Origin of the sequence: Hyphococcus formosus (assembly GCF_046736345.1) — a bacterium.
Lineage (GTDB): Bacteria > Pseudomonadota > Alphaproteobacteria > Caulobacterales > Parvularculaceae > Hyphococcus > Hyphococcus formosus.
Genome location: NZ_CP157210.1, coordinates 2,488,766 through 2,515,572 on the forward strand (window position 1 = coordinate 2,488,766; position 26,807 = coordinate 2,515,572).

The following is a 26,807-nucleotide window of genomic DNA, read 5'->3' on the forward strand; positions in this document are numbered from 1 at the left end:
CGAATTGATTTAGGCCCTCTTCGTTTGTGGTGCATATCATTCGCGCCGCGCGTTAGATTTTCTCTACATGCCGCATTCGGACGTTAAAAACGCCTCGATTTCATCAAGCATGAGCTTTTTCTGGGCCGGGGTCCAAGGCAGGCTATGGGGCATATCGTCGATCTCGACCAATTTCGCCGGGGCCTTGCCTTCGACTTTTCCGTAGAACCGCTGCGAATGGCTGATCGGCACGCGAACGTCGCGATCACCATGGAGGATCAAAATCGGCATGGTGATTTTGTCGGTATTCTCCATGGGGTTCATGCCTTTAACCGTTCGGCCCTGAAGATAGCGCTGAAGGCTGTTATCGCTCCAGACCCGGCTCAGGCGCGTCAGATCAGCAACGCCTGCGCCCGCGATGGCGCATTGATAGGGGCTATCCTCGCGAACCGCCGCCGCAAAGGCCGCGAACCCGCCATAGGAATAGCCCAAGATCGCGATGCGGTCGGGGTCGGCATATCCCAAATCCACCATCCACGCGGCACCATCATCTTTATCGTCCTGCATTTTCTGGCCCCACTCACCGTCGCCAGAAACCCACAGATCACGCCCCCAGCCGAAGCTGCCGCGATATTGTGGCTGTAACACTGCATAGCCGCGCGATGTCAGGAACTGAATCCATCCGGTCGGATCCCAATCCGCATAATCGCGCGCCCATGGGCCGCCATGCGGCATGATGATGGCGGGTGGTGCCGGGTCCCCTTCCGCGAAATCCGCTGGCAGGGTCAGCAGTGCCGGAATCTCTTTGCCGTCACGCGCATTATAATAAATCAGTGAGGTCGTCCCAACCGATGAGACATCAACCCAAGGGGCGGAATCGCCGAGCTTTTTGATCTGTGATCCATCCCGCAAGAGATAATATGAAGGCGGAACATTTGATGCGGACGACTGCACTAGGACCTTTGATCGGTCATCAGAATAATCGACGATTGAGATATTTGTATCGGGGAGCAATTTCTCGAAAGTCTTTTGGATCGAGTCAAAATAAGGATCGAGCCAATAGGCTTTTCTGACGTCACCCTCATAAACGAAACCGAGAAGCTGATTAAAATCATTTGGCGAACGGCCAAGGATCACCGAAGCCGCATCATAACGGCCATGGGCAAAGGCGGGATCTTTATCGAATTCCCGCGTCACCGGATCATACATGTAAACAGCAGCTTTATCGCTGAATTGATTGGTAACGACATAGAATTTGCCGGTTTGCTCGTCGCGCCCAACGATAGAAACGCCAACACGGTCGCTCGAATACCATGTGAATTTGTCATGAATATCAAAGTTACCAGTTTCGGGGTCGCGGATCAGGGTTTCAAACTTAAACTTGCCGCCATCATATTCGACCTTGTCCTTGGTCAGGATTGTTGCATCGCGAGGGTCGAGCAAGCCAACCGATTGTTCCTCGGAGTCAATGAATAAAAATTCCGTCTTTCCGGTACGAAGATTATATTTCTTATATTCAGTACGGAAATTACGGACATCAAATTCCGCAACAACGACGTTCTCAGGGTCGAGCGTCAGGAGATCCGACCGGATATTACCGCGTACGGCAATCTCGAAGCACCGTATCATGGCCTCGCCGCGGCCTTTCATCGTACCGCGAATATCAAACGGGTCTTTGAATTTCTTCAGCTTCTCATCGGTGAAAAACAACTTATAGGTAAACGTCTTGGTCAGACCTTTTGTGCCTTCACCATCGCACCCATAAGTCTCGCCAGAATAGGGCTTGCGCGCAACCGTGAGAATTTGACCCATCTTGAGGGCATTCGCGCCGATGAACTCGACATCAGACCCCGCCTTCGCAATCCTCGGGGCCGCCTGCTCATCATTGAGATCCCAGACCGAAACCGCTGGCCCTTCCGAATCCGCACCATCCGCCGCAACAAGCGCGACAAGATGATTACCGTCCGCCGACAATGAAACATTGCTTAATAGCGGTATCCGCGCGAGATCGTCTGCCGGGATCGGGTCCGCCGACACCTGACCGAAGGCGAATAAAGCCGAAAACCCAGCACCAATATGCGCTAATTTTTTCAATGAATTGAACATGCAATGCCCCTTTTATTGCACCCCCGCCGTGCGTTCGCTGGGAATGATAACAACAAATGAAGGTGAGAAAAGGTTTTTAACTGTTAAAAACGCGACTTGGCTTTAGCTTTAATCCGTCCAACTCGCAGATCGCGACAGCATCACCATGTAGTAAGGCGAGTACGCCTTCGATATTTCCCGACGCGCCGCCCCGGATGCCTTTCGCAATCGCCGGCGACACTATTGCCGCTTGCCCACGACGCAATTTATCCGCCTGCGGCCCATCAATGTCCGCTTGCGGCATCATATCGAGCGCGCTCGCAATGGGTAACAGCGCTTCGTCGCGCTCTTCCAGCGTTTCCATGTCTTCAAGCGCGGCAAGGGTTATTCCGTCTTCAGCGCGCAATGCGCCGACTGCTAATCGCCGAAGCTCACTCACATGCCCTTCTGTACCCAAGGCATGGGCAATATCGCGAACCAGCGCGCGAACATAGGCACCCTTACCGGTGCGGGCCTCAAAAACCGTTTCATCCGCAGACGGCGTATCAACAATCTCAAGGTCATAGATCGTCACCAAACGAGAAGCGAGTTCCACCTTTTCGCCATCACGCGCTATATCATAGGCGCGCTCACCGGCGACCTTGATCGCCGAAAACTGTGGCGGCACTTGTTCAATTTCGCCCGTAAAATCCGGCAGTACCGCTTCGATCTCTTCACGGGTTGGGCGCTTGTCAGAGTTCGCAATGACCTCGCCCTCGACATCATCGGTCGATGTGGCCTCGCCCCATTTTGCGGTAAACCGATAGTGCTTTTGCGCGTCCATGACATAGGCAGACGTTTTGGTCGCCTCGCCAAACGCAATTGGCAAAACGCCCGTCGCCAACGGATCGAGCGTGCCTGCATGGCCGGCTTTTTGGGCCTGAAACAACCATTTGGCCTTTGAAACGGCTTCGGTTGAACCGAAATCATAGGCTTTATCAATGATCAACCAGCCAGAAATCGGCCGGCCCTTTTTGCGCCGTCTGCCCATGGGGGCTCCTTTTTTTGTTTTTGAACTCTATGACCACGCCGCCGATTCGAACGGCAAAAGCGGGCTCGCGCGTTTCAAACAGGTCTTGTCTCGCGCGTCAATAGCTAGGCGATCGGCGTCTCGAGGAGATCGGTGAGACGCTTTGCGATCTCGTCATCGCTGCCCTGATCGGTACAGATAATACCATAATCAGGGACTCCAATGGAGGTTGCAAAAAACAGGAATGAATTCATCCACCACTGATCGCTGACAAACTCAATTACGCGTTTTGGCTGCCAATAGCTGAGATTATAACCGGCGGAACCATGGTCAAGTAAGACCGTCTCGGCATGCTCGCCGGCGGCGAGATAATCCTCGAGCGAACTATCATCCGTTCGCAGAACAATGCCGCCGCGGTCCTTGACGATTTTCTCGATCAATAAATTCGGGTGCGTGCGCACCGCGACCTCTGATGGTTCGCCATGCCTGGAAAGATAAATCATTGACCCGCGCTTCGGGGATACCGGCTGCGCACCAAGCAAACGGCGCAAATTCTGCGCATATTCCGGCGTCCAGTAGCGAATATACATCTGCTGGCGGATGACTTTGGCACGCTTGATTAAAATCGGCGCATCCACAAACTGAAAATCGATAGAGGTACGCGCCATATCACGGCGGACATAACCTTTTTGCGCGAACGCAGCGGGCAAAAACACGGGCCCGTCAACATTCGCTATTCCCGCCAGCGGTGTCAGATATTCCGACGTCCAATCGCCAAACGTATCCACATGTTCGGACTGAATAACATAGCCTGTCTCGACTTCGCGCGTGGGCGCTTTATTTTCGAGCAACATCCGCAAGCCTGGCTTGCATGATGAGTAACGCTCAAAAAGACAATTATCGTGCCATCCACCACCGAGGGGCGTGACAATCAGATTTTCAACCTCTTCAAGCAGCGGTCTTGGTTCAGCAAACCGCTTTCGTGTCTGTTGGTGTTCTGTGCCCGCATATTTGGGAATATCGCCGCGAAACGGAACCGGTGAACCATCGACCGTCGCAACTTCCGACGGGCTCATCGGCTCATACTGGCCGGTCAGCGCGGAGCTTTTCCGCCAAAACGAGCCGACAGCATTGCGCATATGCGCAACGGGGACTTTAAATTTCGCATGCTGAAAATAAGACGTCATTAATCTGGTAAACTCATCCGAGGGTTTTGCGGCACTTAACAGCAGTCTGGTAAAAATTTTACCTCATCATGCCCGGGATGACAGTTTAAATAATGTTATTTATGCCCCAGATCGCGGCGAACGTCGGGCCGCGCCAATAATTCGTCGATTTTTTTGGCCTCAGCAAAAGTGTCATCGCTGAGAAATTTGATGGCCGGCGTGTATTTCATTTCAATTTTCTTGCCGACCAGGCTGCGAAGATAGGGTGAAACCTTGTTCAACGCCGCAACGACCTCGCGCTCATTCCCCCCGCCCAGCGGTGCAACAAAAGCAGAAGCCTGTTTCAAATCCGGTGAAATGCGGATTTCGCTGACGGTCACGGAAACGCCTGCCAATGCAGGATCGGTCAGCTCTTCTCGTTGCAAGACTTCAACGAGCGCATGACGCAGCAATTCCCCAGCGCGCAACTGGCGCTGGGATGGTCCTTTAGCACTGGAAAAACGTTTCGGCATTTATCGTTCCACGCAACAATTAAAGCGTACGCGTGATTTTCTCCACCGCGAAACATTCGATCACGTCGCCGGGACGCATGTCTTCGTAATTGGCGAAGCTCATGCCGCATTCCTGACCGACCGGGACTTCCTGAACATCATCCTTGAAGCGTTTGAGCTGCGATAGCTCACCTTCGTGAATGACGACATTATCCCGAATGAGACGGACTTTCGCACCGCGACGGACCGTACCTTCGGTGATGCGGCAACCAGCGACCTTGCCGTGTTTCGAAATCGAGAAGACTTCGAGAATTTCCGCATTACCAAGGAAGGTCTCGCGCAATTCTGGCTCAAGCATACCCGACAGCGCCGCTTTGATATCATCAATCAAATTATAGATGACTGAATAATAACGAATTTCGACATTCGAACGCTCGGCCTCGTCGCGCGCCTGCTTATTGGCACGGACGTTAAAGCCAAAGACCGGCGCATTTGATGCTGCCGCCAGAATGACATCGCTTTCAGAAATACCGCCAACGCCCGTATGGAGCACCTTAACGCGGACTTCGTCATTGTTCAGCTTGTTCAGTGAACCAACCAATGCCTCGACGGAACCTTGCACGTCACCTTTGATAACGACCGGCAGTTCCTTGATCTCGGAATCCTGAAGCTGCGCCATCATCTGTTCGAGCGACGTGCCCGCAGATTTCGCCGCCGCTTTTTCACGACGCTGGCGTGAGCGGAATTCAGCGATTTCACGAGCGCGCGCTTCGCTCTCGACAACGTGGAATGTATCACCGGGCTCCGGCACACCATTCAGGCCAAGAATCTCAACCGGCAATGCAGGCACAGCGGCTTCGACCTTGCGGCCCTGATCGTCGGACATGGCGCGCACCTTGCCCCACTCGGAACCAACCACAAGAATATCACCACGCTTGAGCGTACCGCGCTGAACAAGGAGCGTCGTCACCGCACCGCGCCCTTTATCAAGACGGGCTTCGACTACGGCACCTTCCGCTGCACGGCTCGGATTCGCTTTAAGCTCAAGCAGTTCAGCCTGAAGCAAGATCGCATCCTGCAATGCATCAAGGTTCATTTTCTTCAGTGCGGACACTTCGACGTCCTGCACATCGCCGCCCATGCCTTCGACCTGAATCTCATGCTGGAGAAGATCCGTACGCACCTTATTCGGGTCCGCATCAGGCTTATCGACTTTGTTAATCGCAACGATGATCGGAACACCCGCAGCCTTGGCATGGCTGATCGCTTCCTCGGTCTGCGGCATGATCGAGTCATCAGCCGCAACAACGAGAATGATAATGTCCGTAACCTCGGCACCGCGTGCACGCATCTGCGTAAAGGCAGCGTGGCCCGGCGTGTCGAGGAACGTAATCTTGCGATCCTCTGCGAGCGTAATCTGATACGCACCAATATGCTGGGTAATGCCGCCCGCTTCGCCGGCGACAACATCGGTTTGGCGCAATGCGTCGAGCAACGATGTTTTACCGTGATCGACATGGCCCATGATAGTCACAACTGGTGGCCGTGGGCGAAGATCGTCTTCCGCATCCGGCTCGCCACCGAGACCCTCTTCAACATCCGATTCCGCAACACGTTTGACGGTGTGGCCGAGATCTTCAGCAATCAATTGCGCCGTATCGGCATCAAGAATTTCGTTCGCCGTGACCATCTGGTCTTGTTTCATCAATTCACGAACAAGATCGACCGCCCGCATCGACATACGGGACGCCAATTCCTGAACCGTAATCGTTTCAGGAATCGTGACCTCACGGACAACCCGATTGGAATCACCACCGCGTTTCTGACGGGCCTGTTTTTCACGCTCACGCGCACGCTTAACAGACGCCAGTGAACGTTGGCGCTCTTCATCATCAAGCGCATTCGCAATGGTCAACTTGCCGGAACGGCGACGGGTCGCGTCTTTTGATTTCGTCGGATCGCGGCGGTCGTCACCAACATTCTGGCGCTTGGATTTCAAGCGGCCACCAAGCTGCGCCAGCGGATTGGCGGCTTCTGATGGATCTGGCTTGCGGTCTTTCTCGGCTTCACGGCCTTTCGACCGTGCATCCGATTTCGCAGCATTGCGCTTTTTACGTTCGCGCTCTTCTTCTTCGAGCGCCTTGCGCGCAGCCTCTTCGGCCTTGCGGCGTTCTTCGGCTTCGCGGGCGCGCTTCGCTTCTTCTTCAGCGGCGCGCTTACGCTCTTCTTCTAGCTTTGCCCGCTCTTCGGCTTCGCGCGCTTCCCGTTCGGCGCGCTCTTCAGCTTCGCGTTTTGCGCGCGCTTGCTGTTCGCGGCGTGCGGCCGCAAGTGCGCCAGCGCGAGCCTGCTTTTCGTCTTCGGAAAGCGTACGGAGCACAGACCCTTTGCGCTTATCGGCCGCCGCTTTGGCTGCGGCCGCCTTGGCCTTGGCTGCACGATCATCTGTTTTTGCCGGTGCTGCTTTCTTGGCCGGCGCTTCCTTTTTCGGTGCGCTTTCGGCTTTTTTCTCAGCATCGGTTTTAGGCGTCAGAATGCGTCGCCGTTTTGTCTCAACGACAACGGTCTTGGAGCGCCCATGTGAAAAGCTTTGTTTTACCGCACCCGTTTCTGAACGGCGGATCGTTAAAGGTCGCCGTGAAGGTTTATCGGTATCTGTTTCGACGTCGTCGCTCATTAAATCTCCAAATGCGCCTTTCCAGAAAGCGCGTCCATTTTGATGGTTTTTACCCTTGCGCCCCTGCGCGTTGGCTCAAACCGCCTTCGACATACAGCCCAATGGGGCCGGGGTCCACACCGGACCCGAATTCTCAGCGCCCGGGCGCTAATCTAAAGGGTTCCGAAACCCTTCGAGCCGCCGAGCTTCGCGCAGAAAACGCTGCGCCGCAGCACCCGATTTGAGCGCCACATGCACCGTCGGCCCTTCGCGGCCCAATGCCGCCGCCAACGCTGCCTCATCAAATAATTCGACAACGGCTATATCCGTCGCCAAATTTGCCAGTTTCCGCCGCCCGTCAACGCCGCCATCAGCCGCATTCACGAGAACGTCGGCACCGTTCTCCTTCAACATGGCCCGGACTTTTTCAAATCCAACCACTGCATCGCCGGTTCGCCGCGCCAATCCAAGCGCAGAAAGTGCCGACTTCGCCAGACCGGCTTCGACCCGGTCTGCCAAATCGGGCGGGACAGACACCCCTGAACGCAGGGAACGTGCAAACCCGCCTTTTTTTAGCGCTGTCTCCAACGCCTGCCGGGAAACGGTGATCCAAGCACCGCGCCCTGGCAATTTCCCGGTGAAATCCGGTGCCAATTCGCCATCCGGCGACAACACGAACCGCAAGCCATTTTCCGGCTCAAGGCTCTCGCCCGTGGCAACGCATCGCCGCTCCGGCGATTTGCGTTTCGCGGGCCCGTCAGCGTCAGTCGCGATCGTCAGCGGCTTCCTCCTCTGCTTCTTCTTCGGCGCGCTGCGCGGCAAGATCTTCTTCGGTGATCCAACCAGCCTGCAGGCGCGCACGCATAATCAGGTCTTCTGCGTCCTCGGCAGAAATTTTGTACTGCTCAAGCATGCCTTCGTAATGCTTGCGCTCGCCATCGACGCGCTCGGTCCAACCGGTCAGGTCGTCCGTTGCACAACCCGCGAGGTCTTCGACGGACTTCACGTCATTTTCGCCAAGTGTCACGATCATTTTCAGATCAAGACCTTCAAGGCCTAGAATGTCGTCATCAACACCAAGCTCGACACGGCGTGCGTCGAGTTTCTTGTTCTCTTCTTCGATGCAATCACGGGCACGAGCCTGAAGCTCTTCGGCTGTGTCTTCGTCCAAACCATCGATTTCCATGAGTTCGCTGACTTCAACAAATGCGATCTCTTCAATCTTCGCAAAGCCCTCAGACACAAGAAGACCCGCCATCATGTCATCGACATCAAGGCCGTTCATGAACAGCTCAGACCGTACACGGAACTCTTCCTGGCGTTTCGCGCTCTCTTCTTCTTCGGTCATGATATCGATTTCATAACCGGAAAGCTGCGACGCCAATCGAACATTCTGACCACGGCGACCGATTGCGAGTGACAATTGCTCGTCCGGCACAACCACTTCGATCCGCTTCAGATCTTCGTCGAGAACCACTTTGGTCACCTCGGCAGGCGCAAGCGCATTCACAACGAATGTTGCGTCATTCTCATTCCAAGGAACGATATCAATTTTCTCGCCGCCAAGCTCATTTACAACGGCCTGAACACGGCTACCGCGCATACCCACACAGGCACCGACCGGATCAATACCATTGTCATTTGAGAACACGCCGATTTTGGCGCGGCTACCCGGATCACGGGCGACAGCCTTGATTTCAATAACGCCATCATAGACTTCCGGCACTTCCTGCTCGAACAATTTCGCCATGAATTGCGGATGCGAGCGGGACAGGAATATCTGCGGCCCACGGGTTTCGCGGCGCACATCCATAATATAGGCGCGGACGCGGTCGCCATTGCGGTAATTCTCGCGCGGCAATTGCTGGTCGCGGCGAATAATGGCTTCGGCTTTGCCGAGATCGATGATCACATGACCATATTCGACCCGCTTAATGATGCCATTGATGATCTCGCCAATTCGGTCTTTGAAATCTTCATACTGACGATCACGCTCTGCTTCACGGACCTTTTGCGTAATAACCTGTTTCGCACCCATCGCCGCCTGACGACCGAAATCCATCGGCGGAAGGGGCTCTGACATAAAGTCACCAACCTCGGCTTCGGGGTTTAGGTGCAATGCGTCTTTTTTCGCGATCTGGGTGAGGTCGCTTTCAACTTCGTCAACAACTTCGAGCAAACGCCAAAGTTTTGTCTCACCGGTTTTCGGATTGATTTCCGCCTTGACCAAAGTCTCGTGACCATAACGGGTGCGCGCCGCACGGGCGAGCGCATCTTCCATTGCCTCGATGACGAGTGCCTTATCAATAGACTTTTCTCGCGCGACAGCGTCGGCGATCTGAATAAGCTCCAGCTTGTTGGCGCTAACCGCGGTCATTGAGAGGTCTCCATAGCGTCATCTCCTTGTTGATCGTCTTGATCAGATAGATTGGGGCGGTCATCATTATCCGCCTTCATGGTTTTCTTGATTAGCTCATCCGTCAGAACAAGCTGCGCATTGGCGATCCATTCCATCGGGAATAGTGCCGTTTCATCTTCGCCATCGATATCGAACGCAACTTTGCCTTCGTCGATGCCGGCCAAAACACCCTTAAAGCGCTTTCGGCCCTCAACCAGCTGATTTAGTTCCAGCTTCGCGGGCCAACCCTGCCAGTCAGCGAAATCTTTTTCGCGCACTAGAGGCCGGTCGATCCCCGGCGAGGAAACTTCGAGATTATAATGCCCGGAGATCGGGTCCGCCTCTTCGAGAACCGGCGAGAGCGCGCGTGAGAGCTGCGCGCATTCAGCGGCGCTCATCGTATGATCTGGGCGCTCGGCCATGATTTGCAAGGTCTTGGTCTGACCGCCCGTAATACGAATACGCACAAGCTCGAACCCCAAATCGGCAACGACTGGGGTAATTAGCTCGGCAATACGGTTTTCCAACGTCAAAGGCGGCTCCTGACCGGCGTAAATAGAGGCTCTGGTAACGAAAAAGCGGGCCCCGCGGGGCCCGCTTCCGAAAATCGATAAGCGTTTGATCGGATATATAGGGCGCCAACAAGGCTTTGTCAGCCCCCGAACGCTATGAATTCTCGAAGGCTTCCATTAATTCGCTTTTGTTATACATCCCCGCGTCAAGCACTGTCCACAATATCCCACCGTCTCAGGAACGCCCATTTCATGAAATCAGTCTGCGTCATCATCCTCAATTACGGTACGCCAGACCTGACCATCGCCAGCGCACAAAGCGTCATTGACGAGATCACGGCGTTGGGCGGCGAATTGGTCATTGTCGATAATTGCTCGCCAGACGATTCCGCCAAGCGCCTTCGCCTCTGGGTGGACAGCCAACCCGAGACCTATGCGATTAATTTAGTGCTCTCGCCGGTAAATGGCGGATACGCAGCGGGCAATAATTTGGGGCTCAACGCCGGCGACGCGGAATTCTACGTCCTGTTAAATTCCGACACGGTGGTGCGATCGGGCGCTATTTCTGCGCTTTTATCGGTAATGCGCGATAACCCCAAGATTGGCCTCGCCGGCCCAAGGATGCTTGATGAAAACGGCCAACCGGCGATCAGCCGCTTTCGTCATCCCAAGCCATTAAGCGAGTTTGTGGAAGCGACGGGTGCGGATATTTTTTACCGAAAATTCCGCCATGCAGTCGTACCCGTTATGGATGATGAAGCCGACGACCAGATTGAATGGCTGGGCTTTCCGTGCATCATGCTGCGCGGCGCGATGATCGACGAAATCGGCCCGCTGGATGAGCGCTATTTCATGTATTTCGAAGACACGGCCTATTGTCGCAAAGCCGCCAATGCTGGTTGGCAATTGAAATATTGCCGTGATGCAGCGGTCGAACATTTTTGCGGCAAGTCATCCCAGATCGAAGATAACGCCGCCGCCTTTCGGCGATTGCCGCCCTATTATTACGCCTCGCGAACACGATATTTCAAAAGCCATTACGGCACCGCCGGCTATATTCGCGCCAACCTGCTTTGGTATCTCGGGCGTCTGGTGAATTACGCGCGCATTTTTGCGCTTAGCCCGCCGAAAAAAACCTGCGCCAAACGCGCCATAGATATCTGGACAGCCCAGGACATCCCGCGCCCCTAGACCCCATTTTCATCCTTATAAGGCACGTTTCTTGATGCAGTTCTCTCGAGCTAGGGAGAGCTCGGGAAATGACAAATCGCCTTGGAAAACGCGGCCTAAGGTCGTTAATCATTTATTACCCGATTATTACAGCGGTTTCCGCACCGCTTGCGTTTTTCGCGGGACGCGCCCAAAGCGCACCTGAGCGCGCGGCCGCGCCGCACATACCGTCGCAAATCGAGGCAGATGTCTCAAAACCGGATTATGCGGCGCTCTATAAAGCGCGTCGGCAAGGCATCGAATGCGGCGGCGCGGGCGATCCGAGCATCGTGCGCAGCGCCGTCTGGGAGATTATCTGCCATCCGGCCTCAAGCGGTATTGATTTCGCGACCGTTGAACGCCGTCCCATCGCGCGTCAGCCAATCGCCAATGACCGCCGGGGCGAACGCCCGTTACGACAGGCGGTGCTTTCGGCGCTTACCTCTGGCACCGCATCGAATGAAAGCGGGCCGGGCAATGGCGACGGTGCAACCGTTACCGGGGAACCGATAGGGCTAGCTTTATCGCCGGATTTCACCCCTTTTGGCGGCAGCGGCAATGAAAGTGGCTATCTGGGCCTTAGCGGCGGGCCAAATGCCCCCGGCGGACGGCCGAACAACATCATCCCCGGCACACCGCCCACAAATGCAACATTTGACCCGCCTGTTGTGGTGACCCCGGTGCCTGCGGCGCTGCCCATGCTGCTATCGGGCCTGATCGGCCTTTGGGCCGCCGCAAGGCGAAAAAAGCGCCTCTAAACCTGCGCAAAGCCGCCATGCACTGCATTCGTGGTTAACAAACTATAGATTTTGCGCGCCCGATGGGCCAAAATCCGCGCAATTGGGGTTGGTAAAAAGGGGGCGCGTCATGGGCCGTTTTCTCGCAATGTTATTGGGTGTTGCCGGTGCTGTATTAGGATCGCAGGGACCGGGCTTTACGCTTCAATATATGCAGAACCTACAGGGCCGCATTGATGAGCTTCGCCCCATCGTCGAAGAATTCGACGCCAATATTGAACAATATAACTACACGCGGGAACAGGCGCTCACAGAATGCCGAACCGCCACGGGCCTGCTTGATGCTCTTTGCACGACCTATGTTTCAACCGTTCAGCGTTACGAGCTATTGACCGCACATATGGCAAAACTCGAAAGCGTAGACGATAATGTTCGACCATTGATTTTGGCCAGAACGCAAATGCGCGACATCACAACATCTGTTTACGAACAATATAAACCCGCCATCCCAACAACGATTGACGGTGCGATTTATGCGGGTGGCGGCTTTGCCGTCTTGTGGGGCGGCGCGTCGTTTATTTTCGGCCTTCTCGGCTCAATGTTTGGCGGCCGTCGATACGCCTGACGGTTGCGCCTTATGCGCATCCAGAAATTCGAGGAATGCTGGCCAGTCCTCTTCAACGACACCATGCGTGCCGGGGCGGATCCAGAACGCCAGATCCGCATCGGGCTTCCATTGATCGAGCCGATCCTGCGCCAAGCCAGCACGGCCATATAGCGCATATACGGGATCAGCCCCCTGCGCCGCGCGGAAGGCACCATTCGGATCAGACCAGACATCGCGCCGGGCATTCCCCAACATCACGGGGCGGGGCGCAATCAACGCCAGCAATTGATGCTGATCGACCGTCATTTCTGCTTCGCGGCCGGCAAAGTCAGCATAGTTGGGCGAAAACCAATGGGGATAGGTCTTGGTAATGGCCGCAATACTCTCGCCGCGTTTTTCGCGGTTGAGGGACGCACCGCCTGTCCCTGACTGGTGCGCAATCACCATATCCACCCGCGCATCATAGGCAGCCGCGAGGAGTGCCGATTTTCCGTATCGAGAATGACCCCAACTGATAAAGGCCGATTGCGCCGTTGCCGGATCGTTTTCGAGAACATCGATCATCGCCGAATAGCCCCACGCCCATGCGGCGATCGCGCCCCAGCGCGGGCCATCATGGCCATTGGAAAGGGCCTCAAGCGCCACCAATCCGGCCTCGCTGTCATCGGGCACATATTCGCTCGGGAAGATCGTTGCGACCCCATAACCTTGGGCAAGGATCATTTCGAGCGGCGGCGTCGCGATATAGCGGCCAAAAACAAAACGCATGAGGCCCGCTATGGGACCATTGCCGGTACAATCACTCATACCGTCGATTTTGGTGACCGCTTCATGGGGAATTGTATTCCAGCGCGGACAAAAGGTTTCCATAAGGATGATGGGCGGCTGATCGACCCCCGTGGGCAAAAGCACATTCATATAGAATGGCCTCGTCTCATTTACCGTCTCACCAAATGTGATTGCGCCTTGCAGGCGATACTCATAGAGGGCACCGCCATAAGCCGCTTCGGCCAGCAAGCGCCGCTCAAGCACATTGACCTGATAATCATCCGGCATCTCGCCATAGACCTCGCGCTCAAAGGCCGCGCGTAATGCCGGTACGCGCTCCCGCTGCCATTGCGCAGGCGTGGGTACCGTTACCTCAGATGACCCCAGCACGGGCGGTGTCGCCGCATCGCCATTGGGTTCGAGATCTGCCCAGGCAAGGGTGATGCGGGTACAGCCCGTCATCGCGATTAGCGCGCTGGCCAGAAATAATAACGCGAAAAGACTTCTCATCGGGCCATTTGTGAACAGCCCCCGCCAAGGTGCAAGTCAATTTCAGATCAACAGGGCGCTATTTGCGTTTAAAAACCAAATAGGCTGGCTCGCGGCCTTCGCGCCGCGACTTCAATTCATATCGGGTCTGAGGCCAATCCGCTGGCCGATCTTTCCAGTCGGAAGCACGGCGCGCGGTCCACTCAAATTCAGGAGCGTTTTGAGCGTGCATCAAGGTCCAGCGGATGTAATCGCGAATATCCGAGGCCACGCGCAAAATACCGCCGGGCTTTAATAGCCGCGCGGCCTCAGCGAAGAACCAAGGGGAAATCATGCGGCGTTTGTGGTGGCGCTTTTTCGGCCAAGGGTCGGGGTGCAGCACAAACAATCGGTCGAGCGATCCATCGGGCAAGGCTTCGAGCAATGGCCGCGCGTCGCCATGATGGATTTTGATATTGTCGAGGTCATTGTCTTCAACATGAACCAACAATTTGGCGACACCGTTTACAAAGGGCTCCGCGCCGATCAAGCCCACATCGGGATTTTCGGCCGCTTGCCATGCCAGATGTTCGCCGCCTCCAAAGCCGACTTCGAGCCAGATTTCATCCGCCGCCGGAAAGAGATCCTTTGGGTCGATCGTCTCGCCATCGGGCGCCGGCATTGAAATTTTCGGCAGCAATTCATCCATTAATTTGGCGTGCCGAGGCTTTAGGGCTTTGTCGATATGGCGACCATAAAGCCGCGGAATATAACGTGGTTCTTCCATAATCGAGGGCTTAGCCGATCAATTGCGCGCCGCCAAGCGGCAGAAACGCCGCAAAGGTTGCGATTAATGCTTCCCCAAACGCCCCCCCTACCGTAAAGACAGGGATCGTCGCGACATGCGGTCGCAATTTTCGTAACAATCAATTTGTAACGGGCTTTTAAGGCAATGCCGAAAAGAACAGAAAAAATACAGGTCTCCCTTTCCCCCGAGGAAATTCAACAGATTGAGGAATGGCAATTCAAACACCGCGTTCCCAGCCGCGCAGCCGCTATCCGTGAGCTGATTGGGCGCTCGGTCGATTCTGATTTGCCCGTCGTCGAAGACAGGCTTCATTCGAAGGATATTGGCATCCTTGAAAGCAAGCTTGTCCGTGAAGGTAAACCGTCATTCACCATCGCCGACGCAACGCTCGAAGACATGCCTTTGATCTATGCATCGACCGGTTTTTATGAATTGACGGAATACGAACCCGAAGAAGTTATCGGCAAGAATTGCCGTTTTCTTCAGGGGCCGAAAACCGAAAAAGAAAATACGCTGATCATTCGCAAAGCGCTCGAAAAAGGCGAGCTGGTGGTCGTGGACTTGGTCAACTACCGAAAGAACAGAAGCGCTTATCGCGTGCGGGTTAAAATTGAACCGGTTTTTCTGCCAAACAGCGAAAAACCAGTTCTGTTTATCGGCACACAAACATTTCTCGGCAATTTGTAATTACTGCCGATATGGGGCGGCGTTACGCAAACGCCGCCTTTAATTTATCCACCAGATCTGTTTTCTCCCAAGAGAAACCACCATCCGCATCAGGCTCGCGGCCAAAATGGCCGTAGGCCGCCGTGCGCGCATAAATCGGCTTGTTGAGATCAAGCGTGCGGCGAATGCCTGATGGTGACAGGTCCATGACCTGACGCAGGACGTCTTCGAGCGCGCCTTCGTCGACTTTGCCCGTGCCATGCAGGTCAACATAAACAGACAAAGGCTTGGCGACGCCAATCGCATAGGAAAGCTGAATGGTGCAACGGTCCGCCAACTCAGCCGCAACCACATTTTTCGCAAGATAACGCGCCGCATAGGCCGCGGAACGGTCAACCTTTGTGGTGTCTTTTCCAGAGAACGCGCCGCCACCATGCGGTGCCGCGCCGCCATAAGTATCAACAATGATCTTACGTCCGGTCAGGCCCGCATCGCCATCCGGACCACCGATTACGAATTTGCCGGTCGGGTTTACGTGCCATTCGCAATCATCCGCGATGGTCAGCCCTTCGGTTGATTTGCGGATATAAGGCTCGACAACTTCACGCACCTTGGCGGAATTCCAGGACTCATCAAGATGCTGCGTAGAAAGAACAATCGAGGTGATCTCAACGGGTTCACCATTGCGATAACGCACGGTCACCTGACTTTTGGCGTCGGGGCCAAGCAACCCTGCATCGCCCTTGCCTTCGTGCCGAGCCGCCGCAAGATCTTCAAGGATCTTATGGCTGTAATAGATCGGCGCAGGCATGAGGGTCGGGGTTTCGCGGCAGGCATAGCCAAACATGATGCCTTGGTCGCCAGCGCCTTCGGCATTGGCATCCGCCGCCTTGTCGACGCCCTGCGCAATATCAGCAGACTGACCATGCAACAGGACCTGTATATCAGCGGTTTTCCAGTTGAAGCCGTCTTGCTCATATCCGATCGCCTTGATGGCTTCGCGGGCCGCTTTTTCAAAAAGCGCCGGCTTTACGCCGCCCTCACCATTCATCAGCGCATCGGGCGCACGAACCTCGCCGGCAATGACCACCTTGTTGGTCGTCGTGAGTGTTTCGCAGGCGACCCGAACATCCCAGGCATTCATTCCCGCCTGTTCCGCCTCGCGATAAATCAGATCAACGATTTCATCAGAGATCCGGTCGCAAACCTTGTCAGGGTGGCCCTCGGAAACACTCTCGCTCGTAAAAATATAAGACTGCCGCGCCATAAAAGAACCAGACCTCGCATATAAAGAAAAGTTTATATGAGCGCCTATAGCGAAACCGCTCGCGCCTGTCCAATCCTTCTGTTCAAGATTTTTCAATCAGGCAGGGACGGAAACCGGTAAAGCCGCGCACCCGTTTAAATATTCGCGGTATCCGCAATCGACCGAACGAGCTCGAGAACCCGTTTTTTCACGTCCTGATCCTTGATTGCAGCGAAATGGCGGCAAAGCTGGACGCCCTCGGGCGAGCGCACCATATCCATAACCGGGTCAGAATCTTCGGCAAACCCACCACCAACGAGTGGCTCATCCTCGTAATCATCGTAGAAAAACTGCACTGGCACGCGAAGCAATTTCGCGATCTCGAACATGCGGCTCGCGCCGATGCGATTGACGCCCTTCTCATATTTCTGAATTTGCTGGAAGGTGAGCCCCAGCGCAGAACCAAGTGCTTCTTGGCTCATACCTAAGATCATTCGTCGGAGTTTTACCCGTGCGCCAACGTGAACATCAATCGGATGCGGTCCCGACGGCCGAGCCTGAACAGCGGGCTCGGCTTTCACCGCATTTTGCGGAATATCCATAACTCTCCCCGAGTACGATCGCCTCGTTCTGAAACGATTTATTGCGTCGCGTTATAGAGGAATGTTCGCAAAGCGCAAAGTGTGCCGCACAGTTTCGCAAATGAAAATCGAGAGCGAATTATTCGTTTCTCAAATAAAAACCAAACAAAGTACAAGTGATTATCATGAGGAGGAAAACCCAATCGCCATTCCGGTCATATAACGTTTTCGTGAGCGGCGGCGGCAAGGGCGCTTCAATTTTTCCGGCTTTATACAGAGGAACGCGCGCCAGCAATCGGCCCTTCCCATCGAACAATGCGGAGATACCCGTATTCGCCGAACGGGCGAGCGGCAAACCCGCTTCGATTGCGCGCAACCGAGCCATATCCAGGTGCTGCCGCGGGCCGGACGTATCACCGAACCAGGCATCATTGGTGACCATCGCCAGCCAATCGGGCCGCGCGTCGGACGGATAAGACTCGCCGGGAAAGATCGCCTCGTAGCAAACCATGGGCGCAAAAGATTGCCCACCGGCGGTGAGGGTTCGTGGACCGGAACCGGGGGTGAATCCGGCGTCCCCATAGGGGGTGAGCTGCGCCAGTCCGAGCTTCTGCATCAAGTCATAAAAGGGAAGGTATTCCCCATAAGGTACAAGATGATGCTTGTCGTAATGGCCGGTAACAATACGCCCATTTCCGCTGTCTTCGACAACCGCAATCGAATTATAGTAGCGCTCAACGCCGCCCGAATCCCGTTCGCGCCGAACAGCCCCCGCAAGCAAAACCGCATCGGACGGCAGATCGCTATCAAGGATTTCGAGCGCCTGTTGAGATTCCTCAAGTAACGGGGCACCGTTTTCGGGCCAGAGAACAAAGAGCCGTGCATCGGGCGGGATGGCACCGCGCGACAAATCGAGCTGGCGTTCGAAATTGCGTTGCCAATAGCTCCAGTCAATTTTCTCTTTTTGCGGAATATTTGGCTGTACGATCCGTAAAACCACGCGCGCATCGCTGATCGGCTCCGGCATGGCCAAACGCACCGCCCCCGCACCGACAATCAGCGCCGCCCCGGCAAGCAATACGAATACACCCGACAATCGCGCAGAGATTGATCCCGCAAAAATCGCCGCCGGAGACACGGCGAGGAAAACCGTCACCAGACTTAATCCGTAAGCCCCATACCATGCGGCAGTCTGCGCGGTTAATGCGTTGCCGGCCAGCGCCTGCCCCGCAAGGTTCCACGGCAGGCCCGTCAGCACATGACCACGCGCATATTCAAACAATGTCCAGATGGTCGCAAAAAGGAAAATCCGCGCCCAGCCGCCTGCACGAATAGCGGCGTAAAGGGCCGTTGCCGCGCCGGTAAACAACCCGAGAAACGCGGGCATGCCCATCACCGCAAAAGGTGCCATCCATGCGAATTGGTCAGCCTGAACGAAAAACGAAAAAGCCATCCAGTAAACACCGGCGAGGAAATACCCAAAGCCAAAAAACCAACCGGTGATAAAGGCGCTGCGGCGCGGCGATTGCGTCGCCTTTGCGCCATCGATCAACAAAACCAATGTGGTGAACGCCACCACCAAAAGTGGCAGAGCGTAAACCGGTGCCATGGCCAGCGCACCGCAAATGCCCGCGCCAAAAGCATAGAGCCATCGGCGTTTTGCGGACGCGGTTCGTAGATGATCGGCATAGCGCTCAAGCAAATGTGCAAGCCACCCGCCTGCGGCACCTAGCAAATTCATAGTCAGGATTACTCCGCCGCTTGCGTGGAAGATTTCGCCGCCGAAGGACGAACACGCAGACGACGAACCTTTCGCGCATCGCCTTCGATGACTTCAAAGTCATACCCGTTCAGGCCAGAGAGCACTTCGCCACGTTGCGGCACGCGGCCCGCGAGAGAAACCGCATAGCCCCCGATTGTGTCGATCTCGTCATCTTCCGTATCAAGATGAAGGCCCGTTTCTTCGGTGAAGTCTGTCAGCTCGACCCGGGCATCGACTTCCCAGCCGCCGCCGGAAATCGGCGTGATAACCAACGTATCGTCATCGTCATGTTCGTCATTGATCTCGCCGACAATTTCTTCGACCAGATCTTCGATCGTTACCAGCCCGTCAGTGCCGCCATATTCGTCGATCACCAACGCCATGTGAATGCGCGATGCCTGCATCCGCAACAAGAGGTCAGTCACACGCATCGAGGGCGGGACATATAACACATCGCGCTTCAGGGTTTTCAGGATCGGGCCAGAGCTTGGAAGCGGCCGTGCGTCATCTGCAATCAGGCCGATCAGGTCTTTGATGTGAACCATCCCCACCGGGTCATCAAGATCGCCCCGATAGACCGGCAGGCGGGAATGTCCGGCCTCGGAAAACATGCGGATCAATTCTTGAAGGGGCGTGTCAATTTCCACCGCCGCGATATCTGCGCGCGGGGCCATGACATCAAAAACTTTCTTGTCATCAAACGCGACGACGCGTTCGATCATCTCCCGACGGGATTGCGAGATCGGTTTATCCGAGTCCCGATCTCCATTCATATAACTGTCTTCTAATTCGCTTTCGCGATCTGGCTTACCGATCAGGGCGCGGAACCGCGCCATTATACTGTCGCTACGCCCACTATCGTCGTCGCCGTCTTCCCCGTTCATCGTCTCCGTCCGTCTCGCGTCGTCTTCGGTCTCACTCATCCTGAGCCACCTCATAAGGGTTCGCAATGCCCATGGATTGCAGAATTTCGGCTTCTCGAGCCTCCATTACTTCCGCCTCTTCATCCGTCTCGTGATCATAACCGATCAAATGTAACATTCCATGAATGATCAGATGCGCCGCATGGTCACGAAGGGTCGCAGATCCGGCCGCTGCCTCTCGCATACAGGTCTCGCGCGCCAGCGCAATATCGCCAAGAAAGCCCTGCTCATCCCCGGATGGAAATGACAGGACATTCGTCGCCTTGTCTTTATGCCGGAATTTGGCGTTGAGCCCCTGAATGGTGGCGTCATCACAAAGCATCAAGGCAATCTCGCCCGCCAGATCCGGCTCGATCTTCACCGCCGCCGCATGGCACTGGCTGGCCAATGTCTCTATTTCGGGAAGCGCCTCAAGCCATTTCTCATCATCGACAACACAATCAATACCGGCGATGGGTGCCGTTCTATGCGCATCTTGGTGGGTCATGAGCTGGGATCGGTATTGCGTTTATCACGCCGATCATAGGCATTGATAATCCGGGACACCAAAGGATGGCGCACGACATCACCGGCCTCGAAGCGAATTTCCGAAATGCCCTTAACGCCCGTTAAAACCGACAAGGCATCGGCCAAACCAGAGACCTCACCAACCGGTAAATCGGTCTGCGTCGGATCGCCGGTGATGGCCATTTTCGCCCCTTCGCCCAATCGGGTCAGGAACATTTTCATTTGCGCGGGCGTTGCGTTTTGCGCTTCGTCAAGAATAACTGCGGCGCGCGACAAGGTCCGGCCCCGCATAAACGCGATCGGCGCAATTTCAATTTCACCGGCCGCAATGCGGCGCTCGACATAATCCGCATGCATCATATCATGAAGCGCATCATAAAGCGGGCGCAAAAAGGGATCGACTTTTTCCTTCATGTCACCGGGCAGGAACCCGATACGCTCACCGGCTTCGAGCGCTGGCCGTGAGAGAATGATGCGATCAACCTTCCCGGCCAGCAGGAGGCTGACCGCATGGGCCACCGCAATATAGGTCTTGCCCGTTCCCGCAGGGCCAACCCCAAAGGTCAGGTCATTTTCGCCAAGCGCGCGCATATAGGCCGCCTGATTTGGCGTTCGCGCAGCGATAAGACGTTTTGGGGTTTTGATGGTTTGGGTCACTGATTTCAGTTCCGCTGGCTTTTCACTCAGCTTCGCCGCCGCGCGGACATCACCAATGCTGACCTGTTCGCCTCGCTCCGCGCGGGCATAGAGCGCCGTTAAGGCGGCGATGGCGCGCTTTCGTCCGCCCTCTGAGCCGGTGACCGCAAAACGGTTGCCGCGCGGGTCAATGCGGACATCTAGCGCATCTTCGAGGATGGAGAGGTGAGCATCATGTCCACCGGAGACAACGGCGACAAATCGGTTGTCGTCAAAATCGATATGATCGATGGCGTCAGCAGATTTCTGTTCGCTCAAGCGGCGTACTCACCCTCTTTCAACACGCCGGCGAGCGCATTGGGCGTCACGCCCTCAATCGACACCGGCGCAATGGATCCTAGCATAGATTCTGGGGCCGAGACATGAACGCTTTGCAAATATGGCGACCGGCCAACAAGCTGGCCATGTTTACGGCCCGCCTTTTCAAACAAGACAGGTAGCGATTTTCCGACCTGTTTTTGATTGAATTCTGTCCGCTGCCGCTCAAGAAGCGCCTGAAGCTGCGCGAGATGCTCGCTTTTCTGCTCTTCCGGCACCTGTTTTTGCATCGCGGCCCCCGGCGTGCCCGGACGGCGCGAATATTTGAACGAATAGGCCGACGCATAGCCAACCTCTTCGACAACGGCCAATGTCTCTTTGAAATCCTCACTCGTTTCGCCAGGGAAACCAACGATGAAATCCCCTGACAGCGCAATGTCAGGACGCGCCGCGCGGATGCGCTCGATCAGGCGGATATAATGTTCGGCAGTATGACCGCGGTTCATCGCTTTGAGGATTTTGTCGGACCCCGCCTGCACCGGCAGATGCAGATATGGCATGAGCTTTTCTTCTTCGCCCAAGGCGGCGATCAACCCGTCATCCATGTCACGCGGATGGGAGGTTGTGAACCGGATCCGGTCGAGCCCATCGATCTTAGCAAGGTGCCGACATAACTCACCAAGGCCCCAGGCACTACCGGCCATACCGGCAGGCGGCGCAGACGCCCAGGCATTCACATTTTGGCCTAAGAGCGTGATTTCCCTCACACCTTGGGCCGCAAGGGAGCGCGCTTCAGCCACCACCGCATCAATCGAACGGGAGACTTCAGCGCCGCGCGTATAAGGCACAACACAGAATGTGCAGAATTTATCGCAGCCCTCCTGAATGGTCAGAAAGGCGGTAGGGCCATCAGCTTTACGCTCGGCCAGCCGGTCAAACTTTTCTTCAACAGCAAAGTCCGTATCAAGGACTTCGCCTTTTTCACGGGCCGCGCGGGCCAGAAGTTCCGGTAGGCGGTGATAGGCTTGTGGGCCAACAACCATATTCACATAAGGCGCGCGCGAGGTGATCTCGGACCCTTCGGCCTGCGCAACGCATCCCGCAACTGCGATTTTCAGATCGCCGCCGGTCTTGTTTCTGGAATTCTTGATGCGTTTCAGGCGCCCAAGATCGGAATAAACCTTTTCGGCGGCCTTTTCACGGATATGGCATGTATTGAGGACCACAAGGTCCGCATTATCCGGCGTTTCCGCGACGGAATAGCCCAATGGCTTGAGAAGGCCCACAATTCGCTCGGAATCATAGACATTCATCTGGCACCCATAGGTGCGCACAAAAACGGATTTACCTTGATTTGGCCGTGGATCGGTCATTTTTCTCGTATCTTTTCGCGAAGTTGGCTATTTAGGCGCGGTAAAGGGTGGATGCAATCATAATGACGAAATCAAATTCCGGCAGCGGGCGACTGCTATCTCGGTCTTGTGACCGCAATTGAGTTGCTTGGGCAATCTGTGCGCGCCAAATTGGACAGCGGGAGAGAGCGCGTATTAGCTTTCTTGAGGACGGAATGAGTATAAAATTCAGGGATGCCATGAAATTTTTCGGTGGCGCTTCAGCTGCTTTGTTCGCATTGGGCGTAAGCCAATTGCCGGCAGTGGCTGCGGATTCCGAAAATGATGACATCGCCAGACCAATTGTCGTTGAACTGTTTTTATCACAAGCCTGTATTCGCTGCCCCAAAGCGGCGGCGCTGCTGCCCCGGACCGCGGCCCGGGATGATGTGATCGCCCTGAGTTGGCATGTGGATTACTGGAACATGACCAATACCGAAAACGGCACATGGGTCGATCCATTCTCGAAACCCGAATTCACCGCCCGGCAAAAATTATATAACGCCAATATCCGTCACCGCAGCTCGATCTATACGCCGCAAATCGTCGTCAACGGTCAAATGGAAACCGTCGGGGCCAAGGCCGACAAAATCGACGCGCTGCTGGAAAAAACCGAAAAAGACGTGCCGTCCATCACCGCGACCATCGACGGCGACATGCTGACATTCAATATCGGCAAATCTGACGAAGGCGGGAACGCCTATCTCGTGACCTTTGATCGCCACACCTCAACGGCCATCACATCGGGCGGCAATGCAGGGCTAACCTTCGATGGCTACAATGTCGTTACAGATATGAAACCACTTGGCGTTGTTCGCCGTCGCGGCGGTACGTTGCGCGTTGAGAAAACATGGACCCAGAATGAGGGCTGCGCGCTGATCGTCCAGTCGCCAAAACAAGGGGCGATTGTCACCGCCGCCTATTGCCCTGCTTAGATTTCTTTTCAGCGTCGCGCGTATTTATCGGTCGCCTTCACCAAGGCGTCGATAATACCTGTTTCGCTGGCCGCATGGCCCGCATCGAGGATCAGGTTGAAATCCGCTTCCGGCCAACCTTTATGCAATTCCCAAGCGGTCTTCATTGGCGTCACGATGTCATAGCGCCCCTGCACGATGGTGCCGGGAATATGCCGTATACGGTCTATATTTGCGAGGATCTGATCGTCGCGATCGAAGAAGCCGCCATTCTGGAAATAGTGACATTCGATCCGGGCAAAGGCGAGCGCGAATTGATCTGACGCAAAGACCTGCATCCGTTCCGGCGACGGCAACAGGCTGACCGTGCCGCCTTCCCACAGGCTCCATGCGCGAGCGGCGCGGATTTGCTCTTGCTCGTCATCACCGGTGAGGCGTTTGTAATAGGCAGCGATCATATCGCCCCGTTCCGCTTCGGGGATGGGTGCCAGATAATCTTCCCACGCATCGGGAAAGACCCAACTGGCCCCTTCCTGATAGAACCATTCCAGTTCAGCCCGGCGCAGGGTGAAGATTCCGCGCAACACCAGCTCTGACACCTTATCCGGGTGCGTCTGTGCATAGGCTAGCGCGAGAGTTGATCCCCACGAGCCGCCAAAGACTTGCCAGCGTGCAACCCCAAGATGTTCGCGCAGGGCCTCCATATCGTCGATGAGCGCCCAGGTGGTGTTGTCCTTTAACTCCGCATGCGGCCGGGACTTGCCGCAACCCCGTTGATCGAAAAGGATAATTCGATAGTGCTCGGGATTGAAATAGCGGCGCATGGACGGCGTCGTGCCGCCACCGGGACCGCCATGACAAACCACCACGGGCTTGCCGTCCGGCGCACCGGAGACTTCGTAATAAATTTCATGAAGATCAGAAACACGGAGCATTCCGGTCTCTGTGGGCTCAATCGGCGGATATAAAATGCTCAACTCGGCCATTTCCATGCTGACAATAAGATTTTGTTAGGTTAGCCTTTAGTGGGGAGAGACGTGTGTAACAAGTCTTTCAGTGGAGTCGTCGTTTGTTGAAACTGAGTTCTGGGGTCGTTGGCGGTTTTGCCGCGGCACTGATGGCGTTGATTAGCGGATGTGCCGTTAATCCGATCGCCTCCCACGCAGATCACAAATCCATTTCTGAACGCGACCTGTTGGCGGATGCCGCACGCGAGGTTGAGTTTGCCCCATGGCCAAAACCCCAATCTGTTTCTTTTGTTTCGCGCATTACCGGCGCTGATGATGAAGACCGCATCACCCGTAGCGAAGCGATTGAAATCTATCTGGAGGGGCTGGAGCCCGCAGGACAGCGCTTTACGAAGCTTGCCCAAGACGCCCATAGCAATCTCATTGCTGCTGACCGTCTGGCCTTTATTGCGCAAAATGCTCTCGCCTCGCCGCGTCTGACCAAGAACGACGTGTCGACCGTAGAAACGGCCATCAAGGCGCTACGGGAAAACCGGCAGATCTATATCAATGCGGCGAAACAAATTGAGAAAAGCGGCGAGCCCATTGCACCGGAAGAAATCGATGCCATTCGCACCGCCTATAGCGATGCCATTCGCAAGCTAGGCAAAACCGCTGATGCGCTGGCCGATCAAATCGACAATGATCATAGCGCAACCGTTGCGCAACCAGCACCGCGCTACCAGAAAGACCTTTCCGGCGTTTAAGCGCGGCGCAATTTTTTTATCTCTTATTCGGCGGCGGCAATCCCTTTCGCGCCCTGCGCGGCGACGCCCTCAACATAGGCTTGGCGTTTTTGCTTGTTGATTTCGTCAAACTCTGCCGCCCGCTCCGTATCTGTTCGGGATAGCTCATCGTAATCGGTGTCGGCGTAACCAATGACACCCATTTCGGTATAGGCCGCCTGAATTTTATCAGACCACAGACCAATATCGCGCACGATCGGCACAATCCGCTGGAACAGCATAGTGCGGAAATGGCGTTGGAATTCAGAATTTTTCTGCGCCTCGATCACCTCATCAACCGGCAGGTCGAGATATTCATAAAGCTCTTTCGACTCGAACCGGTCGCGCATGTGATAACAGGCCTCAACCAGAAATTCCTCGCGTTCATCGCGCTCTTTTTGTGTGAGATGCGGATAATATTCTTTTAGGGTCAATCGTCCGAAGGCCACATGCCGCGATTCATCTTCCATCACATAGGCATTGACCTGTTGCGATAGCTGGTTCTTTGAGATGTCGCGAATATTGCCGAACGCGGCGAGCGCCAACCCTTCGATCACGACCTGCATTGCCAGATACGTCATATCCCAACGGGAATCGCGCAATGCCTGATCCACCAGCGTCTGCAATGGCTGCGTCATCGGATAGGCGACACCCATAATGCCGAGATATTTTTTATAGGCTTCGACATGGCGCGCTTCGTCCATCACCTGCGTCGATGCGTAAAACTTGGCATCCAGATCCGGGACCTGCTGAACGATTTTTGCCGCGCAGATCAGCGCCGCTTGCTCGCCCTGCATAAACTGGGACATCGTCCATGCCTGCATGTGACGACGGAACTCGGCCTGTTCTTTTTTATTCATCTTGGCCCAGACCGGCGTGTGATAGATGCCGCTTAACTCGTCGGGCAATTCCATCGGATTTTCCGGATCAAGCTCAAGCGTCCAGTCGATGCGATTGAGCGCATCCCACTGCATGTCTTTGCCCTTTTGATAAAGGTGCATCATTTGCTTGCGGCCTTCGTCATATTCCCAATCGAAGGCAGCTTCAAAATCTTGCGGAACCGTCCAGCAAGGATCAATGTCAGGGATCGGATAAAGTTCGCGCAGAGACGTCATGGATTTCCTCCCGTCTTCGTGCGCGGTGCTTTATGTCTGTGCGCACGCCTGTTTCTGTTCGCAGGCGTACACTACCTAGTTTACTTTAAAAAAGTCAATATACGTATGGTCAAATTGCGCAGATCG

At 55.2% G+C, this 26,807-nt stretch carries 25 protein-coding genes; 6 read left to right on the forward strand and 19 right to left on the reverse strand.

Annotated elements, in window-relative coordinates; genetic code table 11:
* Positions 1-63: 63 nt before the first annotated feature.
* From ABFZ83_RS11480 to rimP, 8 genes are all read right to left on the reverse strand, one after another.
* Positions 64-2,085 (reverse strand): alpha/beta hydrolase family protein, encoded by a 2,022-nt coding sequence (locus ABFZ83_RS11480; protein ID WP_411816693.1) that lies wholly within the window; start codon positions 2,083-2,085, stop codon positions 64-66.
* Positions 2,086-2,161: 76 nt separating this feature from the next.
* Complete coding sequence (gene truB, locus ABFZ83_RS11485; protein ID WP_411816694.1) at positions 2,162-3,094, reverse strand: tRNA pseudouridine(55) synthase TruB; 933 nt, start codon at positions 3,092-3,094, stop codon at positions 2,162-2,164.
* 104 nt (positions 3,095-3,198) lie between these two features.
* Positions 3,199-4,260 (reverse strand): hypothetical protein, encoded by a 1,062-nt coding sequence (locus tag ABFZ83_RS11490; RefSeq protein ID WP_411816695.1) that lies wholly within the window; start codon positions 4,258-4,260, stop codon positions 3,199-3,201.
* A 95-nt stretch (positions 4,261-4,355) separates the two neighbouring features.
* On the reverse strand, positions 4,356-4,751 hold the full coding sequence (gene rbfA, locus ABFZ83_RS11495) for a 30S ribosome-binding factor RbfA (RefSeq protein ID WP_411816696.1): 396 nt from the start codon (positions 4,749-4,751) through the stop codon (positions 4,356-4,358).
* Between the two features lie 19 nt (positions 4,752-4,770).
* On the reverse strand, positions 4,771-7,404 hold the full coding sequence (gene infB / locus ABFZ83_RS11500; protein WP_411816697.1) for a translation initiation factor IF-2: 2,634 nt from the start codon (positions 7,402-7,404) through the stop codon (positions 4,771-4,773).
* A 147-nt stretch (positions 7,405-7,551) separates the two neighbouring features.
* Entirely contained in the window at positions 7,552-8,205 is a 654-nt protein-coding gene (locus ABFZ83_RS11505; RefSeq protein WP_411816698.1) for an RNA-binding protein, read from the reverse strand.
* Positions 8,147-9,760 carry a transcription termination factor NusA gene (nusA, locus tag ABFZ83_RS11510; RefSeq protein ID WP_411816699.1) on the reverse strand — a complete coding sequence of 538 codons (1,614 nt, stop codon included), beginning with the start codon at positions 9,758-9,760 and terminating at the stop codon, positions 8,147-8,149. Before nusA ends, ABFZ83_RS11505 begins: the two co-directional genes overlap by 59 nt.
* Positions 9,757-10,314, reverse strand: a complete 558-nt coding sequence (gene rimP, locus ABFZ83_RS11515; RefSeq protein WP_411816700.1) for a ribosome maturation factor RimP — start codon at positions 10,312-10,314, stop codon at positions 9,757-9,759. The genes nusA and rimP overlap by 4 nt, the downstream gene beginning before the upstream one ends.
* A 231-nt stretch (positions 10,315-10,545) precedes the next feature.
* On the opposite strand from rimP, the gene ABFZ83_RS11520 reads away from it, so the two are divergent.
* From ABFZ83_RS11520 to ABFZ83_RS11530, 3 genes are all read left to right on the forward strand, one after another.
* A complete protein-coding gene (locus tag ABFZ83_RS11520) occupies positions 10,546-11,484 on the forward strand; it encodes a glycosyltransferase family 2 protein (protein ID WP_411816701.1) in 939 nt (312 codons plus the stop codon).
* A 68-nt stretch (positions 11,485-11,552) separates the two neighbouring features.
* A complete protein-coding gene (locus ABFZ83_RS11525) occupies positions 11,553-12,260 on the forward strand; it encodes a hypothetical protein (protein WP_411816702.1) in 708 nt (235 codons plus the stop codon).
* Positions 12,261-12,369: 109 nt separating this feature from the next.
* On the forward strand, positions 12,370-12,864 hold the full coding sequence (locus tag ABFZ83_RS11530) for a DUF2937 family protein (protein WP_411816703.1): 495 nt from the start codon (positions 12,370-12,372) through the stop codon (positions 12,862-12,864).
* Here ABFZ83_RS11530 and ABFZ83_RS11535 read toward each other — a convergent pair.
* Together ABFZ83_RS11535 and trmB are read right to left on the reverse strand one after the other, a co-directional pair.
* Positions 12,835-14,124: a hypothetical protein gene (locus ABFZ83_RS11535; RefSeq protein ID WP_411816704.1), complete on the reverse strand. Its 1,290-nt coding sequence runs from the start codon at positions 14,122-14,124 to the stop codon at positions 12,835-12,837. The two genes, ABFZ83_RS11530 and ABFZ83_RS11535, sit on opposite strands and share 30 nt — an antisense overlap.
* Before the next feature lie 58 nt (positions 14,125-14,182).
* Complete coding sequence (gene trmB / locus ABFZ83_RS11540; RefSeq protein ID WP_411816705.1) at positions 14,183-14,869, reverse strand: tRNA (guanosine(46)-N7)-methyltransferase TrmB; 687 nt, start codon at positions 14,867-14,869, stop codon at positions 14,183-14,185.
* Between the two features lie 165 nt (positions 14,870-15,034).
* Here trmB and ABFZ83_RS11545 point away from each other — a divergent pair, with 165 nt between their 5' ends.
* Entirely contained in the window at positions 15,035-15,577 is a 543-nt protein-coding gene (locus tag ABFZ83_RS11545) for a PAS domain-containing protein (protein WP_411816706.1), read from the forward strand.
* 22 nt (positions 15,578-15,599) lie between these two features.
* Here ABFZ83_RS11545 and metK read toward each other — a convergent pair whose 3' ends face one another.
* From metK to miaB, 7 genes are all read right to left on the reverse strand, one after another.
* On the reverse strand, positions 15,600-16,823 hold the full coding sequence (metK, locus tag ABFZ83_RS11550) for a methionine adenosyltransferase (protein WP_411816707.1): 1,224 nt from the start codon (positions 16,821-16,823) through the stop codon (positions 15,600-15,602).
* 134 nt (positions 16,824-16,957) lie between these two features.
* Positions 16,958-17,404: a helix-turn-helix domain-containing protein gene (locus ABFZ83_RS11555; protein ID WP_411816708.1), complete on the reverse strand. Its 447-nt coding sequence runs from the start codon at positions 17,402-17,404 to the stop codon at positions 16,958-16,960.
* Between the two features lie 118 nt (positions 17,405-17,522).
* A complete protein-coding gene (gene lnt, locus ABFZ83_RS11560; RefSeq protein WP_411816709.1) occupies positions 17,523-19,124 on the reverse strand; it encodes an apolipoprotein N-acyltransferase in 1,602 nt (533 codons plus the stop codon).
* A gap of 8 nt (positions 19,125-19,132) precedes the next feature.
* A complete protein-coding gene (locus ABFZ83_RS11565; protein WP_411816710.1) occupies positions 19,133-20,068 on the reverse strand; it encodes a hemolysin family protein in 936 nt (311 codons plus the stop codon).
* Positions 20,061-20,555 carry an rRNA maturation RNase YbeY gene (gene ybeY, locus ABFZ83_RS11570; protein ID WP_411816711.1) on the reverse strand — a complete coding sequence of 165 codons (495 nt, stop codon included), beginning with the start codon at positions 20,553-20,555 and terminating at the stop codon, positions 20,061-20,063. The genes ABFZ83_RS11565 and ybeY overlap by 8 nt, the downstream gene beginning before the upstream one ends.
* Positions 20,552-21,529: a PhoH family protein gene (locus tag ABFZ83_RS11575; protein WP_411816712.1), complete on the reverse strand. Its 978-nt coding sequence runs from the start codon at positions 21,527-21,529 to the stop codon at positions 20,552-20,554. Before ABFZ83_RS11575 ends, ybeY begins: the two co-directional genes overlap by 4 nt.
* On the reverse strand, positions 21,526-22,902 hold the full coding sequence (gene miaB / locus ABFZ83_RS11580) for a tRNA (N6-isopentenyl adenosine(37)-C2)-methylthiotransferase MiaB (RefSeq protein ID WP_411816713.1): 1,377 nt from the start codon (positions 22,900-22,902) through the stop codon (positions 21,526-21,528). The genes ABFZ83_RS11575 and miaB overlap by 4 nt, the downstream gene beginning before the upstream one ends.
* 194 nt (positions 22,903-23,096) lie before the next feature.
* Here miaB and ABFZ83_RS11585 point away from each other — a divergent pair, with 194 nt between their 5' ends.
* Entirely contained in the window at positions 23,097-23,855 is a 759-nt protein-coding gene (locus ABFZ83_RS11585; protein WP_411816714.1) for a DUF1223 domain-containing protein, read from the forward strand.
* Between the two features lie 8 nt (positions 23,856-23,863).
* Here the strand turns inward: ABFZ83_RS11585 and pip are convergent, their stop codons facing one another.
* Positions 23,864-24,820: a prolyl aminopeptidase gene (gene pip, locus ABFZ83_RS11590; protein ID WP_411816715.1), complete on the reverse strand. Its 957-nt coding sequence runs from the start codon at positions 24,818-24,820 to the stop codon at positions 23,864-23,866.
* A gap of 83 nt (positions 24,821-24,903) precedes the next feature.
* On the opposite strand from pip, the gene ABFZ83_RS11595 reads away from it, so the two are divergent.
* Entirely contained in the window at positions 24,904-25,548 is a 645-nt protein-coding gene (locus ABFZ83_RS11595) for a hypothetical protein (RefSeq protein WP_411816716.1), read from the forward strand.
* A 23-nt stretch (positions 25,549-25,571) separates the two neighbouring features.
* Here the strand turns inward: ABFZ83_RS11595 and ABFZ83_RS11600 are convergent, their stop codons facing one another.
* Complete coding sequence (locus tag ABFZ83_RS11600; protein WP_411816717.1) at positions 25,572-26,681, reverse strand: diiron oxygenase; 1,110 nt, start codon at positions 26,679-26,681, stop codon at positions 25,572-25,574.
* Positions 26,682-26,807 lie beyond the last annotated feature (126 nt).